Raw genomic sequence first — 16215 nt, forward strand, 5'->3', positions numbered from 1 at the left:
TCAGTTGGCTCCTCGTGATGGTTCTCCGGCCGCCACGCGCTCATCGGCGTGCGGCTCGGTGGTGGCGCGCAGCGCGCCGAGTTGGTGGTCGATGGGCCGAACGACAGCGTCGTCGTCGGCCAGGTCGGGGGCGAGCGTGCGCAGAGTCTCGACGACGAGCGCGGCCGTGCCCGTGCCAGTGTCGTGCGAAGGTGTGCCATCGTCGCCGTCGAGGGCGCGCAGCCGCTCGGCGAGCTCGACGGCGCCCGCGTCGCGGAACGAGCCGCTCAACACGTGCAGGATCCACGCGGCGATGGCCGTGGCCTCGCCTGCTCCGATCGCGCGCCCGGCGGCGAGCCGCGAACGAACGGGGTCGAGGATGCGCGGCCCCAGCTTCTGCGAGCCGTCCGCCGCGATCTGCGTGAGCCGGTGCTCGATGCGCGCGTTCGTGAAGCGCTCCCTCAGGGCGACGAGTGCGGCATCCACTTGGGAATCGTCGAACGGCAGTTCCGTTCGTGCCTCCGCCCAGAGCTTTTCGAGTGCGGCGACGCAGACCGGGTCGGACATCGTCTCGGCGATCGTCGTTCGACCGCGCAGCAACCCCAAATAGGCGAGGAGCGAATGCCCGGCGTTGAGCAGCCAGAGCTTGCGACGCTCGAACGGTTCGACATCGTCGACGAACCGGGCGCCTCCCGCCTCCCAGGCCGGACGCCCGGCAGGGAAGGCACCGCTGAGCACCCATTCGGTGAACGGTTCCGTCACGACGGGCGCCGCGTCGTCGGCACCCGTGAGAGTTCGCGCCACCGCTATGTCCGCAGCGGTCGTCGCCGGGGTGATGCGGTCGACCATCGTCGACACGAAAGACACCTCAGTCTCGATCCAGCCGGCCAGGTCGGGGTCGACGGCGACGGCGAGCTCGATGACGGCGTCGTGCGTGACCCGCCCGTTGTCGGGCAGGTTGTCGCAGCTCACGACGGCGAGGCCTCCGGCGGCAGCAGTTCGGCGGGCGCGGAGCCCGTCGACCAGGCGACCGGGCGCCGTGAGTGCCGGCTCCCCCGCACGCAGCGCGTCGCGATCGGCGGCGAGGTCGGCGGCCGGCGGGCGGTATCCCGCCTCGGTGACGGTCAGTGTCAGCACGCCGACCTGGGGGTCTGCGACCGCGGAGCGCCACCGATCCGCGTCTGCGCCGTCGGTGACCGAGCTCAGGCTTTCGATCGTCTCGGCGCTGTCGCCGCCCTGCCCTCGCACGATCACAGTGTAGACAGCGTCTTGTGCAGCCAGCACCCGTGCCGCCTCGGGGCTTCGGCCGGTGAACGCGGCGATCCCCCAGGCGTCGTCTCCCGTCGCCGTCTCGTTCGCGCGCTGGGTGTACCACGCTTGATGCGCGCGGTGAAAGGCCCCGAGCCCGAGATGAACGATGCGAACCGGATGCCGCACCGTGCGCCGAGGAGGTGTCACCGTGCCGCCGCCGAGAGATCACGGGTGCGAGCCTCGACCTGGCGCAGGTAGGCCAGGTTGTCGGTCGTGCGCTCGCGAAGAGGCAGTTCCGTCGAGAAGTCCTCCGAGGTGACCCAGCCGTCGTAGCCGAACTCGTGCAGCGCGGTGAAGTACGCGCTCACATCCGCTTGGCCGGCGCGGAGTGTCGCCCACTCTGCACGCCAGGGCACCGTTCCGTCCGACTCGGGATCGCCCGGCACCCAGCGCACGTTCTTGACGTGGACGTGGGCGAGGTACGGGCCGAGCAGCTGGAACGCCGACAGCGGATGCTCCTGGCCCTCGATCACGAGGTTGCCGAGATCGTGGATGACACCGACGTGCTCCGGGTCGAGCCCGTCGACGAGACGGAACGCGGCGGATGCCGACGGCGTGATGGTCTCGTGGTGCAGTTCGATGAGCGCCTTCACGCCGAGCTCGGCCGCCTTCGCGGCCGCCCGAGCCACGTCGCGGCGAGCCGCGGCGAACACCTCGCGGTAGTCGGCGCCGGTGTCTGTACGCGGCATGGTGACGCGCACCTGCCGTGCGCCGAGTTCGGCTGTGGCGGCGAGCATCCTGTCGACGTTCGCGTGGTCGTCGCACCGCGCATACCCGCCGATGCCTGAGAACTCGAGGCCGGCGTCCCGCGTGATGCGAGCGATGTCGGCGAGCGAGTTCTCGAGACCGTCCAGCGGCCAGGTGGCGCGGTTGCCCGCCCAGAACCCGGGCGGAGTCGCCTGCGCCTGGTCGGTGACGCGCCACTCGACGCCGTCCCAGCCCTGCGCGGCCAGCTCGCCGGCGGCCTCCTCCGGGGTCCATTCGGGGGTGGATGCGGTGAAAACGGAGAACTTCACTGTCTTGTGCCTTCCTGGCCGTGGGCACCGGCCGTGGTCGCTGAACCCGTCGTGACGGTCACCCCGTCGAGGTCGCCGGAGACGACCTCCTCGAACCCGATCGGGCGCCCGAGGGTCGCCGACAGGTAGATCGCGCGCACCACGGCGAGCGAGAGGAAGGCGTCTTCGACCCGCACGCCCGGGGCACGGCCCGTGGCGATCGCCTTGGCGATGTCCTCGTACTGACGCAGGTGGCCGGCGATGAACTGGTCGGCACCGCGATCGCCGCCGCGCAGCTCACCGGCCGGAACCAGCTCAGCGGCACGGTTGACGACGGATGCCCCGCGCGGGTCGAAAGCCCCGGGCTCGGCCGCACCGAAGTACTCGAGCTGGTCGTCGTCGATGATGGCCGAGCCGCGGTCGCCGTGCACGTGCAGGCGCACGGACAGTCCGGGGTACGCGGCGGTCGTCGCGTGGATGACACCGAGCGCGCCCGACTCGAAGCGCACGGTCGCGACGGCGATGTCCTCGACCTCGACCCGATCGTGCGCGAGCAGTGCGGTCTGCGCGAAGATCTCGACCGGGCGACCGAGAAACCAGACAAGCAGATCGACGGTGTGAACGCCCTGGTTCATCACCGCGCCGCCGCCGTCGAGCTCCCAGGTGCCCCGCCACTGCCCGGAGTCGTAGTAGTCCTGGCTGCGCCACCAGGCGACCGAGGCGATCCCGCTGGTGATCCGTCCGAACCGCCCGCCGTGCGCCGCCTCGGCGACGACCACGGACGACGGATCGAAACGGTGCTGGCTGATGACCGACACCACCAGCCCGCGCTTCTCCGCTTCGCGGGACAGGTCGAGGATGCGTCGCGCGCGATCCATCGACACGTCGAGCGGCTTCTCGATCACCACGTGCTTGTCGGCGGCGAGCGCCTCCTCGGCGAGCTGCACGTGGAGCCCGCTGGGCGTGCAGATGACGACGACGTCGATCGGAGCGCCCGCGAGAGCCTCGGGGAGGCTCTCGAATTCGGCGGGACGCTCGGTGCCGAGTTCGGAGACCATCTGATCGCCGAGCGCGCTCGCGGCCGCCGGAACGGCATCCACGAGCGCGGTGATGCGCAGCGCGCTGAGCCGTGCGATGGCTCTGGCGTGGTTCAGGCCGATGATGCCGCACCCGACGATGGCGACGGACAGCGGGGCGGCCGTCGAGGGTGTGCTGAGTGCGTCGCTCATACGAGGTCGACTCCGATCCGGTCGGTGAGCAGGCGGAACGCTCGCCCGGCGCGGCCGAAGGCCTCCGGTCCGGAGAATCCGCCGAGGGCGTTGACGTCGGTCAAGTGGGGTTCGAGCGAGGCGAAGCCGGTGTAGCCGTCGTCGCGCAGCGCGGTGAGGGTCTCGGCGAGCTGACCGTCGCCCTCGCCGGCGGGAGTGACCTCGGCGGTCGCGGAGAGCGCATCCTTCACCTGAAGGTATTCGAGGTGTGGTCGGAGCATGGCGTAGCCGTCGTCGAACGGATGCGCGACGCCGACCTGCACGAAGTTGGCGCTGTCCCAGGCGAGCCGCAGGTTGTCGCTCCCCACGCTCTCGACCACGTCGAGGCAGCGTTCGGGGGTGTCGCCGTAGATGTCCTTCTCGTTCTCGTGCAGTAGCACGACGTCCGCCGCCTCCGCCGCGTCGGCGAGAGCCCGCATCCGCACGAGCACGTCGTCGCGGATGCTCTCCACGGCCACGCCGTCACCGCGGAAGAACGAGAACAGCCGGATGTACCGCGTACCCAGCCGGTGCGCGGCCCCGATCGCCCGGCCCAGCCGCTCGACCTCGTGCTCGACCGGCAGCGAGACGTCGACCTTGCCGATCGGCGAAGCGATGGCCGAGACGCCCATCCCCCGCTCGGTGAACACTCCGGACAGCCGATCGAGCTCCTCCGCCGACAGGTCGACGATGTTGGTGCCCCAGGCACTTCGCACCTCGATGTGCCGGGCGCCGAGCGCCTGCAGCACGGCGGTCTGCACCGTCGGGTCTTCGTCGATCTCGTCTCCGAACCCCGACAGGGTCCATGTCACGCCACTCACTTGACTCCTCCAGATGTCAGGCCACCGATCAGGTAGCGCTGGAATACGAGGTACAGCACGACCACGGGAACGGCACAGATGAGGGACGCCGCCATCATCTGCCCGTAGAGCGGGATCGCGCCGCCTTCTTGGGTCGCCCCGAACACCTGCAGGGCGACAGCCGCCGTGCGGGTCTCGGGGTTGGTCAGCACCGAGGCGAACAGCACGTCGTTCCAGCCGAGCAGAAAGGCGAAGATGCCGGAGACGACGATGCCGGGCCAGCTCAGTGGTACGACGATGCGGGTGAGGATGCGCCACGACGACGCCCCGTCGATGCGCGCCGCCTCTTCGAGCGCCTTCGGCAGGCCGCGCAGGTAGGTCACCATGACCCAGGTCGAGAACGGCAGCGCGAAGGTGAGGTAGGTGATGAACACTGCCGCGCGCGTTCCGATGATCTGGATTCCGAGGATGCTCGCCGCGGACGAGAACAGCACGAACACGGGCAGCAGCATCAGCGTGCCCGGGATGGACTGCAGACCGAGCAGCCCGCGCAGAAACGTCAGCCGGCCGCGGAACTCGTAGCGCACGAGCACGTAGGCGGTCGCCACGGCGAGGAAGGCGCACACGACGGCGACCGCGAGGCACACGATCACCGAGTTCATCAGCCCGTTGCCCAGATCGACGGTCGACCACACCTTGAGGTAGTTGTCGAAGTGCAGCTCGGTCGGCAGGAAGGCGCCGCTGGCGACAGCCACATCCGAGTTGACCGAGGAGAACAGCATGTAGAGCACTGGACCGAGCACGATCACGAGCAGCACGGTGATCACGATCACGAGCAGCGGGCGCGGCAGCAGCCTCGTGATGTCGCCCTGCCTGGTTCCGTTGGCCTTGCGTTTGGCGGTCGCCGTGGCGATCGCGGCGGTGGTGGCAGCGGTGGTCATCGTTTCTCCCCTTCGTCGCCGGAGTCGAGTTTCACGGCCCGCAGATAGACGAACAGCGGGATCGCGATGAGGATGAGCGAGCAGATCGCCATGGCTGCGCTCAGCCCGAAGCGGAAGCTCTGGAAGCTCGTGACGTAGGTCAGCACCGGCAGCACGTCGACGTCTTGCGGTGCGGGCACGCCGAACAGCACGAAGGGCAGCGTGAACGCGTTGATGTTGTGCAGGAAGGCGATGATCAGCGCCAGGAAGATCGGTCCGCGCAGGTACGGCAGGATGACGTAACGCAGCTTGATCCACCAGGTGGCGCCGTCGATGGCCGCCGCCTCGTGCACCTCGTGGTCGACCGACTGCAGCCCTGCGAGCACGAGCAGGTAGAAGAACGGCCACGATGTCCAGATCTGCACGATGATGAGCGACCAGTAGCTGAGCGGTCCGTTCAGGAAGAGTCCCGGATGCGCGCCCACCGACCCGAGGGCGGAGTCGACCACGCCGCCCGGCTGCAGCATCGTGCGCCACAGCGTCCCGACCACGAAGGCGGGAAGCACGTAAGGGATGAGGAACAGCGAGCGAACGAGGGCCCGTCCGCGGAACTTGTTCTGAGTGGCGAGGGCAGCGGCGACACCGATCGGCATGGTGACCACGGCGGCGATCACCGCGAACGAGACGCTGATGCCGATCGAGCGCAGCAGCGTCGACGAGACGACGGCCTCGACGTAGTTCTGCAGGCCGATGAACGGCGCCTGCAACCAGCTCTGCAGGGTGTACTGGTCGAGGTCGAGGGTGGACATCAGCACCGCGACGATGAGCGGCACCACGATGACCAGGATCATGAGGATGCCGCCGGGGAGCAGCATCCAGAGCGGCCGGTTGCGCAGGTGCATCGGCTTGGAGCGGCCGCGTCCGGTGCGACGCGGGCCGGAGCGGCCGCCCGCGGGGGTGTTCCCCGCGGGCGTTCCGCTCTGGTCGCCGGCTGAGCCCGCCGGGGCGGCCAAGGTCGAGTTCGACATGAGGAGGTCCGGCTACTTCGCCTTGTTGAGTGCGCCCTGGGCGGTGGCCTGGGCAGTCTTCAGCTTGGCCTCGAGGTCGGAGGACGACACGGAACCGCTCGAGAGCGCCGGGATCGACTGCACCACCACGTTCACCAGCGCGAGCTGGGTGTCGCCCCAGGCGCCGGAGAACGGCGTGCCGAACGACTTCTTGCCGGCGTCGAGGATGGGCGCGATGAGCTCGTTGTCCTGCTCGATCTGCTTCGCGGCCTCGGCGTTCGTCGGCAGATCGCCGAACGTCTTGGTGTACTTCACCTGGTTCTCGGTGCTCGTGAGCATCTTGACCAGTGCGAACGCCAGATCCTGGTTCTTGGAGTACTTGGCGACGACCATGTTGTCACCGGAGATGATGCTCGCGGCCGCTTTGCCGTCGCTCGGCAGCTTCGTCGCTCCCGGCGGGATCGTCGGCATCACCGCGTAGCCGTACTTGCCTGCCACCGCCGACTTGTCGAGGGACACCTGCGACGACGACGAGACCATCGGGAGGAAGGCCGCCTTGCCGGAGGCGAACGCGGCGACGGCCTGCGGGTTCTTCCAGCCGATCGCCGCCGGGTCGACGACCTTGTCGTCGCTCAGCCAGCCGAAGTACGTCTCGTACGCCTTCTTCACACTGTCGTCGTCGATGGTCGCCTTCTTCGTCTTGGCGTCGATCAGCGGGTTGCCCTGCTGCATCGACATGGCCCAGACGAACTTCCACGGGTCGAAGCTGTCGGCGTAGGCGACGGCCATGCCGTGCACGTCACCGGTGGTCAGCTTCTTGGCCTGGTCGGTCAGTCCGTCCCAGGTGTCGGCCGGCTTGTCGATGCCGGCCGCGGCCAGGAGCTCCTTGTTGTACGCCAGCACGAACGGGCGGCTGAGGAACGGGATGCCGACCTCGTTCTTCTCGTCCGGTCCGGAGATGCCGAGCGTGGCCGGCACGAAGCGGTCACGGCCGCCGACCTTGTCCCAGTCGGCGTCGGTCAGCTTCACGAAGGCGCCGGTCGAGTACGCCGTCGGGGTGAAGGTGGTGCCGAGGTCGTAGATGTCGGGCCCCTGACCCGAGAGCACCGACGTCTGGATCTTCGTCAGCTCGTCGTTCGCGGAGGCGAACGTCTCGAACTTCACGGTGGCGCCGGTCTGCTTCTGGAACTGGGCCGACACATCCTTGAACCACTGCTGCTGCTCTGTCGGATAGAGGCCATTGGCGGCGATCATGACGTCGAGGGTCTTGCCCTTGCCGTCGAGGTCGCCCGAGGTTGCGCCCCCGGAGCTTCCGCTGCTGGAGCATCCGCTGAGGGCGAGGCCGATGGCCGCCAGGCCGGCGACCGCACCGATCGCGATACGTGATCTCATCTTGACTCTCCTTTGAGACGGGACGTGAGTGTCGACATCCCGAACTTCGGCACCAAGGGGTGCCGGCGAGGATGGCTGGGATGGACTCTATGCAGGTTGGCAACGATGGGGCAAACGTTTGCCAAAAATTGCCACGCTGTGGTGTGATGTCGTCATGCACCCTCTCGCCGGCGCGGGGTCCGAGCGCCCTGCCACCCTTGCGGATGTCGCTGCGGCGACAGGTCTCGCCACCTCGACGGTGTCGCGCGCCCTGTCGAATCCGGGCCGGGTCAACGCCGTCACCAGGGAGCGCATCGAGCAGGCGGCGCGCGAGCTCAACTACGTCGCCAACTCCCACGCGAGGGCGCTGACGAGCGGCAAGACCCGCGCCATCGCCGTGCTGGTGTCGGATGTGACCAACCCGTTCTACTTCGGGATCATCCGCGGAACCCAGCAGCAGCTGAAGGCTGCCGGCTACACGCAGATCCTCGTCGACACCGAGGAGTCCGACGAGCTGGAAGACGGGATGCTGCACAAGCTGCGCCGCTCCTTCGACGGTGCCATCCTCGCGGCGTCGCGCCTGACCGACCGCCGCCTCCAGGCTCTCGCCACCGAAGTGCCGCTCGTCGCCATCAACCGCCAGACCCGCGGGGTTCCGAGCGTCTTCATCGACACCCCCGCCGCGATCGAGCAGGCGATCGGCCATCTCGTCTCGCTCGGCCACACCCAGATCGCCTACGTCTCGGGCCCCGAGACCTCCTGGCCCAATGAGGGCCGCTGGCGAGCGGTGGTTCGAGCAGCGCAGCGCTACGACGTGAACACGGTGCGGCTCGGCCCGTTCGCACCGCGGCAGTACGCGGGTGCCGCGGCAGCCGACGCCGTTCTACACGCCGGGGTCACCGCCTGCGTGGCGTTCAACGACCTGCTGGCGATCGGGATGCTCGCCCGCTTCCGCGAACGTGGAGTGGATGTTCCCGGCGACATCAGCATCGTCGGCTGCGACGACATCTTCGGCGCCGACTTCTGCAACCCGCCCCTGACGACGCTCACCGCGCCGATCGAGCAGGCCGGGCGCACCGCCGTGTCGATGCTGCTCAGCCGGCTCGACGACACGGCGACGGTCGGCGTGCGGCAGACGGTGACCCTCCCCACCCACCTCACTGTCCGCGACTCGACCGGGCCCATCCGCTCCCGCGAATGACCCGACCCCCGTGCCGGCGCCCCGATCGCGCCGGCCACGCCCCGAAAGGACCCGCATGACCGCGCTGGCACCCCATCCCGACCGCCTCTTCCCGGCCGACCCCGGAGAACGCGACCTGGCGCGACGGCTTCACGGCTCGGTCGCGGATGCGCCGATCTTCTCCCCGCACGGGCACATCGACGCGCGCATGCTGCTCGACGACGAGCCGTTCCCCGATCCGGCCGCCCTGCTCATCACGCCCGACCACTACGTCACCCGGATGCTCCACGCCGTCGGGGTGCCGCTCGACGAGCTCGGGCTCTCCCGCGACGGCGCCGCTCCCACCGCATCCGGGCGCTCGATCTGGCGCAAGCTCTGCGAGAACTGGGATGCGTTCCTCGGCACCCCGGTTCGATTCTGGTTCGAGTCGGAGTTCAGCGAGGTGTTCGGCCTCACCGAGCAGCCGTCGGCGCGGAACGCCGACGAGCTGTACGACCAGCTGAGCGAGACGCTCGCCCGGCCCGAGTTCCGCCCGCGCGCTCTGTTCGAGCGGTTCCGCATCGCGGTGCTCGCCACGACGGACGACCCCGCCGACGACCTCGCGGCGCACCTCGCGCTGCGCGACGACCCCTCCTTCGGCGGTCGCGTGCTCCCGACGTTCCGCGCCGACCGGTACATGCACCCCGACGAACCGACGTGGCTCGCAAAGCTCGACTCCCTCGCCGCGCGCTCCGGCGTCGACACGTCGACGTACGACGGCCTGCTCGACGCGCTTCGTTCGCGACGGAAGGCCTTCATCGGCACCGGCGGCACCGCGACGGACACCGGGGTGCTGGATGCGGGCAGCGAGCCCCTCGCGCAGGCCGAGGCCTCGCGCATCCACCGCGCCGCCATCGACGGCGCGATCACCGCCGCCGAGGCCGTCGCCTACCGGCGCAACATGCTCTACCGGCTCGCCGAGATGTCGAGCGAGGACGGCCTGGTGATGCAACTGCATCCAGGCGTCATCCGCAACCACCACCGGCCGACCTTCGACGCCTTCGGACCCGACACCGGGCACGACCTGCCCGCCGTCGGCGGCTTCACCGAGCCGCTCACCCCGATCCTCCGCGACTTCGGAACCAACCCGACCTTCCGGCTGGTGCTGTTCACGGTGGACGAGACCACATTCTCCCGCGAGATCGCACCGCTCGCCGGGTTCTACCCGTCGGTGTACGCGGGAGCGCCCTGGTGGTTCCTCGACACCCCGGCGGCCATCCTCCGCTACCGTCAGGCCGTGACCGACAGCGCCGGCTTCACGAAGACGAGCGGTTTCATCGACGACACCCGGGCATTCTGCTCCATCCCGGCCCGGCACGACATGTCCCGTCGGGTCGACTCCAGCTTTCTCGCATCGCTCGTCGCGACGCACCAACTGACCGAGGAGGATGCATTCGGCATCGCGGCCAGACTCGTCTCCGACATCCCCCGCGGCACCTTCCGGCTCGGCTGACGCGGAGCCGATCGGCGCCCGCCGTCAGGGATCGTAACGGCCGGGCAGCGTGCGGTGGCTAGCCGCTACGCTGGTGAGAAGACTTGTATTCAAAGGAGAGCCGTGCCCGAGAACACCACTGCAACTGCCAACATCGGCGTCGTCGGTCTGGCGGTGATGGGGTCGAATCTGGCCCGCAACCTCGCCTCGCGCGAGGGCAACACCGTCGCCGTCTACAACCGCACATACGCTCGCACGGATGAGCTCATCACCGAGCATCCCGAGGCCGGCTTCGTCTCCTCCGAGTCGATCGACGACTTCGTCGCGTCGCTCGCCAAGCCGCGCACCGCGATCATCATGGTGCAGGCCGGCAAGGGCACGGATGCCGTCATCGACCAGCTCACCGAGCGGTTCGAGCCGGGCGACATCATCGTCGACGGCGGCAACGCCAACTTCCTCGACACGATCGAGCGCGAGAAGCGCGTCTCCCCCACCGGCATCCACTTCGTCGGCACCGGGATCTCGGGCGGCGAGGAGGGCGCATTGAAGGGCCCGTCGATCATGCCGGGCGGGTCGGAGCAGTCGTGGGAGACCCTCGGCCCGATCTTCGAGTCGATCGCCGCGGTCGCCGAAGGCGAGCCCTGCGTGACCCACGTCGGCACCGACGGCGCCGGCCACTTCGTGAAGATGATCCACAACGGCATCGAGTACGCCGACATGCAGCTCATCGCCGAGGCCTACGACCTCCTGCGTACCGTCGGGGGCCACGAGCCCGCCGCCATCGCCGACGTCTTCACCGAGTGGAACAAGGGCTACCTCGAGTCGTACCTGATCGAGATCACCGCCGAGGTGCTGCGCCAGGTGGATGCGGAGACCGGCAAGCCGTTCGTCGACATCGTGCTCGACCAGGCGGGTTCCAAGGGAACCGGCGTCTGGACGGTGCAGAACGCTCTGGATCTCGGCGTGCCCGTCGGCGGCATCGCCGAGGCTGTGTTCGCCCGGGCCGTCTCCTCCAAGCCCGCACAGCGCGAGGCCGTCCAGGCCGTCGTCAAGAGCCGTCCCGACGTGCAGAGCGTCGACGACTCGTTCGCCGACGACGTCTCGAAGGCTCTCTACGCCTCCAAGATCGTCGCATACGCGCAGGGGTTCGACGCGATCATCGCCGGCGCCGAGAAGTACGGCTGGGACATCAAGAAAGACAGGATCGCGAAGATCTGGCGCGGCGGCTGCATCATCCGCGCGCAGTTCCTCAACCGCATCGCCGACGCCTACGACGAGAACCCGAACATCGCGACGCTCCTCGAAGCGCCGTACTTCGCCGACGCCATCGCCGAGGGCGAGGCGGCCTGGCGCCGTGTCGTGGCGACCGCAGCGCTCTCCGGTGTGCCCATCCCCGGGTTCGGCGCGGCGCTCAGCTACTACGACTCACTGGCCGTCAAGCGTCTCCCCGCCGCCCTCGTTCAGGGACAGCGCGACTTCTTCGGTGCGCACACCTACAAGCGCGTCGACAAGGAAGGCACCTTCCACACCCTGTGGTCCGCCGACCGCACCGAGATCGAGACCGAAGGCTCCAGCCACTAGATGAAGGAGCCCGCCTGGCGCCAGGAAGGTGAAGAGCCGGACTACCGGTTCTCGCTCGCGAACGAGCGCACCTTCCTGGCCTGGGTGCGCACCGCGCTCGCTCTGCTCGCCGGCGGCGTGGTGCTCGAGCAGTTCTCCAGCCAGCTCGGGCCCCACGTGGTGGTCGTGATCCTGGCGGTCGCGCTCGGCGTGCTCTCGGCCGTGCTGAGCGTTCTCGCCTACGTGCGCTGGCGTGCCAATGAGATCGCCATGCGCAACGCACGGCGTCTGCCGACGAGCGTGGCTCTCCCGCTGCTCTCGGCCGTGGTGCTCACCGTCGCCGCCGTCATCGCCGTGCTCTTCGTCGTGCACTGAGGGCACCGCCGCCATGACATCCGCCCCTCCTCCAGCCCGCGATCCTGGGCTTCAGGGCGAACGCACGGCCCTCTCCTGGACGAGAACGGCCCTGGTCATCGTCGTGAACGCCCTGCTGGCGTTGCGCAGCGGCTGGGTCTCCGGGCAACTGTTGCTCACAGCGGCAGGGATCGTGCTCGTCGCCGCGGCCATCGGCGCCGTGCTCTACGGCTCCCGGCGGGGGCGGGCGCTGGCCGGCCGCACCCACGAGGTGCCTCCCGCGGCACCGACGACAGCGATCGCGATCGTCGCCGCGACGACGCTGCTCGCCTGCGTCACCGGCATCGCCTCCGTTCTCGTCGCGCACTGACCCGTAAGCAACCTGCGCGTCGAGTCGCGCCGGGTACACCCTCCGATGACCTGGGAACCTGCGTTCGACACGACGGGCGGGTTGCGGATGCGGCGATCGACGCCGAGACTCGAAGCGTGACGTTCGACGACCATCCCGAGCTCGCCGGTTACGAGCCGCTCGAGCGGCCCCTGCGCGGGCGCCGGATGCTCATCGCCACCCGCATCGTCGTGGTCGTGGGCGTCGTGGCGCTCATTCTGCCCGGTGTGCTGATCAGCGTCAGCATCGCCACCACCACCGCGACGAACACGTGCGCGGTCTACGTTCAGCGCTACGAACCCGACGCGACGTCGTCGTCGGCCCGCTTCGAGCTCACCGGCCCGCTCGGGCCCGGATGGCAGTGCTACGCACTCAACACCGAGGGCGACCCCTCGTTCGTCGCCCCGCTCGGCCTCATCCCGTCGACTCCCCACCGCTTTCCGGCGGACAGCCCGCTCGACAGCTGACCCGGCACTCGGGCCGTCGGTCAGCGGTTAAGCGGCCCCGTCGAACATCGATGTGACGGAGCCGTCGGTGAACACCTGCTGGATCGCGTTCGCGAGCAGCGGCGCGATCGGCAAGATCGTGAGCTTCTCGAACCGCTTGTGCTCAGGAAGCGGCAGGGTGTCCGTCACGACGACGGAGTCGATGAAGTCGCTCTGCAGCAATTCGACGGCCGGGTCGCTGAACACGGCGTGCGTCGCCGCGACGACGACGCCGATCGCGCCGTTCGCCTTGAGCGCCTCCGCCGCGTGCACGATCGTGCGGCCCGTGTCGATGAGATCGTCGACGAGCAGGCAGACGCGGCCACGCACATCCCCGACGATCTCGTGCACCGACACCTGGTTGGGGATGAGCGGGTCGCGGCGTTTGTGGATGATCGCCAGGGGGACGCCGAGCTTGTCGCTCCAGTTGTCGGCCACGCGCACCCGGCCCATGTCGGGCGAGACCACGGTGAGCGTGGATGCGTCGAGCTCTTTGCGCATGTGCTCGAGAAGCACCGGCATGGCGAACAGGTGGTCGACGGGGCCATCGAAGAAGCCCTGGATCTGCGCGGCGTGCAGGTCGACCGACATGATGCGGTCGGCGCCGGCGGCCTTGAAGAGGTCAGCGACCAGCCGGGCCGAGATCGGCTCGCGGCCGCGGCCCTTCTTGTCCTGTCTCGCGTACGGGTAGAACGGGGCGACGACCGTGATGCGCTTGGCGGATGCCCGCTTGAGCGCGTCGACCATGATGAGCTGCTCCATGAGCCACTCGTTGATCGGTGAGGTGTGCGACTGGATGACGAACGCATCCGAACCGCGAACGCTCTCGTCGAACCGGGCGTAGATCTCCCCGTTTGCGAAGGTGCGCGAGTCGGTGGGAACCAGTTCGCTGCCGAGAACTTCGGCGATCTGCTCGGCGAGAGCGGGATGCGCACGCCCCGAAATCAGAACCAGGCGTTTCTGTCCGGTGGTCGTAATCCCTGACACTTACTCTCCGCTCTTTTCCGCAGCTTTGGCGGCGTCGGTGCCGGGCCGTTTCTCTGCGACCCAACCTTCGATGTTGCGTTGCGGAGCCACCGTAAGGGCAAGAGCACCGGCCGGCACGTCTTTTCTGACGATGGTTCCGGCACCCGTGTACGCTCCGTCACCCATCCTAACCGGGGCGACGAACACTGTGTTCGTGCTCGCGCGCACATGCGACCCGATCTCGGTGCGGTGCTTGTTCACGCCGTCGTAGTTGGCCGTGATCACACCGGCGCCGAGGTTGGATTTCTCGCCGACCTCGGCGTCGCCGACGTAGTTGAAGTGGGCGAGCTTCGTTCCGGCGCCGATCCTCGCGTTCTTCGTCTCGACGAACGTGCCGATCTTGCCGTCCGCGCCGAGCACGGTTCCCGGCCGGAGGTAGGCGAACGGCCCGACTGTCGCGCCGGCGCCGATCACCGAGAGCGTCGCATCCGTTCGCTTCACCGTCGCGCCTTCGCCGACCTCGCAGTCGAGCAGGGTCGTATCGGGGCCGATGACGGCGCCCGTCTCGACAGCCGTCGCTCCGCGGATCTGGGTGCCCGGCAGCAGCGTCACATCCGGTGCGAGCTTGGCCTTGACATCGATCCAGGTCGTCGCCGGGTCTTGCACGGTCACGCCGGCGAGCTGCCAGGTGCGAACGAGCAGCGCGTTCAGCTTCGCGGCCGCCTCGCTCAACTGGGCACGGTCGTTGATGCCCTCGACCAGCCACGATTCGCTCACCGGCAGAGCGTCGACGTCGAAGCCCGCCTGCCGCAGCAGGCCGATCACGTCGGTCAGATACTTCTCGCCCTGCGCGTTGTCCGTGGTCAGCGCCGCGAGCTGGTCGCGTAGCTGCGCGAGCCCGAAGAGGTAGATGCCGGCGTTGATCTCGCCGATGGCGCGCTCCCCCTCCGACGCGTCTTTGTGCTCCACGATGCGATCGAGGTGACCGGCGGGGGTGCGCACGATCCGCCCGTAACCGGTGGCGTCGGCGGGGAACGACGAGAGGATGGTCGCCGCGGCCGATCCCGACCGGTGCTGGGCGATGAGGCCGCGCAACGTCTCGGCGTCGAGCAGCGGAACGTCGCCGTTGACGACGAGCACGTCGCCCTCGAAGTCGGCCGGGAGCGCCTGCACGGCGAGTTCGACGGCGCGCCCGGTTCCGGCGATCTCATCCTGGTCGACGATGACGCTCTCCGGCATGTCGACGGAGATGACCTCGACCAGGCGGTCGCGCTCGTGCCGCACGACCGAGACGACATGGGCCGCGTCGAGCTGCTTGGCCGTGGCGAGCACGTGCCCGATGATCGGCATGCCGCCCAACGGATGCAGGAGCTTGGGTGTCGCGGACTTCATCCGCGTGCCCTGTCCCGCGGCGAGCACCACGATGGCGAGGTTCTGGTCGGTCATGCGTCTCCCCGGGTTCGGCGGTCGAGTTTCGCTCCGCCTCCAGGATTCGAACCTAGACCTAACAGCTCCAAAGGCTGTCGTGCTGCCATTACACCAAGGCGGACCACGCGCGCGATCGCTCGAACACGCACAAGACAGTTTGCCAGACCATCCGCCCGGCCTCCGACGAAATAGCATGGTGGGATGCCAGACGAACGGATGCCACGCGCGCGCGACGAGGCCGACCGCGCACGCGACGAGGTCGACCGCATCGTCCACGCCTGGCTGCGGGAACGCCCCGACCTCGACTTCTCGCCGTTGCAGGTGCTCTCCCGCGTCGCCCGGCTCGCCCGCCATCTCGATCGCGCGCGGCGCACGGCGTTCGAACGCTCCGACCTCGAGTCCTGGGAGTTCGACGTGCTCGCCGCGCTGCGCCGGGCCGGGTCGCCCTACCAGCTGAGCCCCAAGGCCCTGCTGCAGCAGACGCTGGTCTCCAGCGGCACCATGACGAACCGCATCGACCGGCTCGTCTCGCGCGGTCTCGTCGAGCGCCGCACCGATCCGAACGACGGCCGCGGCATCCTGGTGCAGATGACCGGGCAGGGCCTCACGCGGGTGGACGCGGCTATCACCCGCCTCGTCGACGCGGAGTCGGAGCTCCTCGCCTCGCTCTCGGCAGCCGACCAGGAGCGCCTGTCGGCGCTGCTGCGCAAGCTGAGCCTGGATTTCGACGTCGAATCGTGACGTCCGCCGACA

At 68.9% G+C, this 16215-nt stretch carries 16 protein-coding genes and 1 tRNA gene; 7 read left to right on the top strand and 10 right to left on the bottom strand.

All coding sequences use genetic code 11. From position 1 onward, the window contains the following. From ACFVWR_RS13060 to ACFVWR_RS13090, 7 genes are read right to left on the bottom strand one after another with little or no spacing between them, the layout of a single operon-like run. Positions 1-1437, bottom strand: coding sequence for a mannitol dehydrogenase family protein (locus tag ACFVWR_RS13060; RefSeq protein ID WP_387212535.1), 1437 nt, complete (start codon positions 1435-1437; stop codon positions 1-3). Then, positions 1434-2306 (bottom strand): sugar phosphate isomerase/epimerase family protein, encoded by an 873-nt coding sequence (locus tag ACFVWR_RS13065; RefSeq protein WP_387212538.1) that lies wholly within the window; start codon positions 2304-2306, stop codon positions 1434-1436. Before ACFVWR_RS13065 ends, ACFVWR_RS13060 begins: the two co-directional genes overlap by 4 nt. Beyond that, a complete protein-coding gene (locus ACFVWR_RS13070) occupies positions 2303-3514 on the bottom strand; it encodes a Gfo/Idh/MocA family protein (protein WP_387212541.1) in 1212 nt (403 codons plus the stop codon). Before ACFVWR_RS13070 ends, ACFVWR_RS13065 begins: the two co-directional genes overlap by 4 nt. Beyond that, positions 3511-4344 (bottom strand): sugar phosphate isomerase/epimerase family protein, encoded by an 834-nt coding sequence (locus ACFVWR_RS13075; protein WP_387212603.1) that lies wholly within the window; start codon positions 4342-4344, stop codon positions 3511-3513. Before ACFVWR_RS13075 ends, ACFVWR_RS13070 begins: the two co-directional genes overlap by 4 nt. Positions 4345-4349: 5 nt before the next feature. Next, a complete protein-coding gene (locus ACFVWR_RS13080) occupies positions 4350-5273 on the bottom strand; it encodes a carbohydrate ABC transporter permease (RefSeq protein WP_387212544.1) in 924 nt (307 codons plus the stop codon). After that, positions 5270-6280 carry a carbohydrate ABC transporter permease gene (locus ACFVWR_RS13085; RefSeq protein ID WP_387212547.1) on the bottom strand — a complete coding sequence of 337 codons (1011 nt, stop codon included), beginning with the start codon at positions 6278-6280 and terminating at the stop codon, positions 5270-5272. The genes ACFVWR_RS13080 and ACFVWR_RS13085 overlap by 4 nt, the downstream gene beginning before the upstream one ends. 12 nt (positions 6281-6292) lie before the next feature. Further along, positions 6293-7651: an ABC transporter substrate-binding protein gene (locus tag ACFVWR_RS13090; protein ID WP_387212550.1), complete on the bottom strand. Its 1359-nt coding sequence runs from the start codon at positions 7649-7651 to the stop codon at positions 6293-6295. A 154-nt stretch (positions 7652-7805) separates the two neighbouring features. On the opposite strand from ACFVWR_RS13090, the gene ACFVWR_RS13095 reads away from it, so the two are divergent. From ACFVWR_RS13095 to ACFVWR_RS13120, 6 genes are all read left to right on the top strand, one after another. Next, positions 7806-8831 (top strand): LacI family DNA-binding transcriptional regulator, encoded by a 1026-nt coding sequence (locus tag ACFVWR_RS13095; RefSeq protein WP_387212553.1) that lies wholly within the window; start codon positions 7806-7808, stop codon positions 8829-8831. Between the two features lie 55 nt (positions 8832-8886). Beyond that, positions 8887-10302 (top strand): glucuronate isomerase, encoded by a 1416-nt coding sequence (uxaC, locus tag ACFVWR_RS13100; RefSeq protein ID WP_387212556.1) that lies wholly within the window; start codon positions 8887-8889, stop codon positions 10300-10302. A 102-nt stretch (positions 10303-10404) separates the two neighbouring features. Next, a complete protein-coding gene (gene gndA / locus ACFVWR_RS13105) occupies positions 10405-11862 on the top strand; it encodes an NADP-dependent phosphogluconate dehydrogenase (protein WP_387212559.1) in 1458 nt (485 codons plus the stop codon). Then, on the top strand, positions 11863-12216 hold the full coding sequence (locus tag ACFVWR_RS13110; RefSeq protein WP_387212562.1) for a YidH family protein: 354 nt from the start codon (positions 11863-11865) through the stop codon (positions 12214-12216). A 13-nt stretch (positions 12217-12229) separates the two neighbouring features. After that, positions 12230-12565: a DUF202 domain-containing protein gene (locus ACFVWR_RS13115; protein ID WP_387212565.1), complete on the top strand. Its 336-nt coding sequence runs from the start codon at positions 12230-12232 to the stop codon at positions 12563-12565. Positions 12566-12681: 116 nt separating this feature from the next. Further along, positions 12682-13050, top strand: a complete 369-nt coding sequence (locus tag ACFVWR_RS13120) for a hypothetical protein (protein WP_387212568.1) — start codon at positions 12682-12684, stop codon at positions 13048-13050. A 27-nt stretch (positions 13051-13077) separates the two neighbouring features. Here ACFVWR_RS13120 and ACFVWR_RS13125 read toward each other — a convergent pair whose 3' ends face one another. From ACFVWR_RS13125 to ACFVWR_RS13135, 3 genes are all read right to left on the bottom strand, one after another. Next, positions 13078-14055 (bottom strand): ribose-phosphate diphosphokinase, encoded by a 978-nt coding sequence (locus tag ACFVWR_RS13125; protein WP_387212570.1) that lies wholly within the window; start codon positions 14053-14055, stop codon positions 13078-13080. Next, positions 14056-15480: a bifunctional UDP-N-acetylglucosamine diphosphorylase/glucosamine-1-phosphate N-acetyltransferase GlmU gene (glmU, locus tag ACFVWR_RS13130; protein ID WP_387212573.1), complete on the bottom strand. Its 1425-nt coding sequence runs from the start codon at positions 15478-15480 to the stop codon at positions 14056-14058. 31 nt (positions 15481-15511) lie between these two features. Continuing rightward, positions 15512-15583: transfer RNA gene (locus ACFVWR_RS13135), tRNA-Gln, on the bottom strand. An 80-nt stretch (positions 15584-15663) separates the two neighbouring features. Between ACFVWR_RS13135 and ACFVWR_RS13140 the strand changes: the two genes are divergently transcribed. Continuing rightward, complete coding sequence (locus tag ACFVWR_RS13140; protein ID WP_387212576.1) at positions 15664-16203, top strand: MarR family winged helix-turn-helix transcriptional regulator; 540 nt, start codon at positions 15664-15666, stop codon at positions 16201-16203. The last annotated feature ends 12 nt before the right edge of the window (positions 16204-16215 follow it).

The organism is Leifsonia sp. NPDC058292, assembly GCF_042880955.1.
Lineage (GTDB): Bacteria > Actinomycetota > Actinomycetes > Actinomycetales > Microbacteriaceae > Leifsonia.

Excerpts from the sequence above, each read along its gene's own strand:
- uxaC (WP_387212556.1), top strand. The coding sequence starts at position 8,887 with ATGACCGCGCTGGCACCCCATCCCGACCGCCTCTTCCCGGCCGACCCC.
- ACFVWR_RS13095 (WP_387212553.1), top strand. The coding sequence starts at position 7,806 with ATGCACCCTCTCGCCGGCGCGGGGTCCGAGCGCCCTGCCACCCTTGCG.
- ACFVWR_RS13090 (WP_387212550.1), bottom strand. The coding sequence starts at position 7,651 with ATGAGATCACGTATCGCGATCGGTGCGGTCGCCGGCCTGGCGGCCATC.
- ACFVWR_RS13110 (WP_387212562.1), top strand. The coding sequence starts at position 11,863 with ATGAAGGAGCCCGCCTGGCGCCAGGAAGGTGAAGAGCCGGACTACCGG.
- ACFVWR_RS13115 (WP_387212565.1), top strand. The coding sequence starts at position 12,230 with ATGACATCCGCCCCTCCTCCAGCCCGCGATCCTGGGCTTCAGGGCGAA.
- ACFVWR_RS13140 (WP_387212576.1), top strand. The coding sequence starts at position 15,664 with ATGCCAGACGAACGGATGCCACGCGCGCGCGACGAGGCCGACCGCGCA.
- glmU (WP_387212573.1), bottom strand. The coding sequence starts at position 15,480 with ATGACCGACCAGAACCTCGCCATCGTGGTGCTCGCCGCGGGACAGGGC.
- ACFVWR_RS13070 (WP_387212541.1), bottom strand. The coding sequence starts at position 3,514 with ATGAGCGACGCACTCAGCACACCCTCGACGGCCGCCCCGCTGTCCGTC.
- ACFVWR_RS13080 (WP_387212544.1), bottom strand. The coding sequence starts at position 5,273 with ATGACCACCGCTGCCACCACCGCCGCGATCGCCACGGCGACCGCCAAA.
- ACFVWR_RS13085 (WP_387212547.1), bottom strand. The coding sequence starts at position 6,280 with ATGTCGAACTCGACCTTGGCCGCCCCGGCGGGCTCAGCCGGCGACCAG.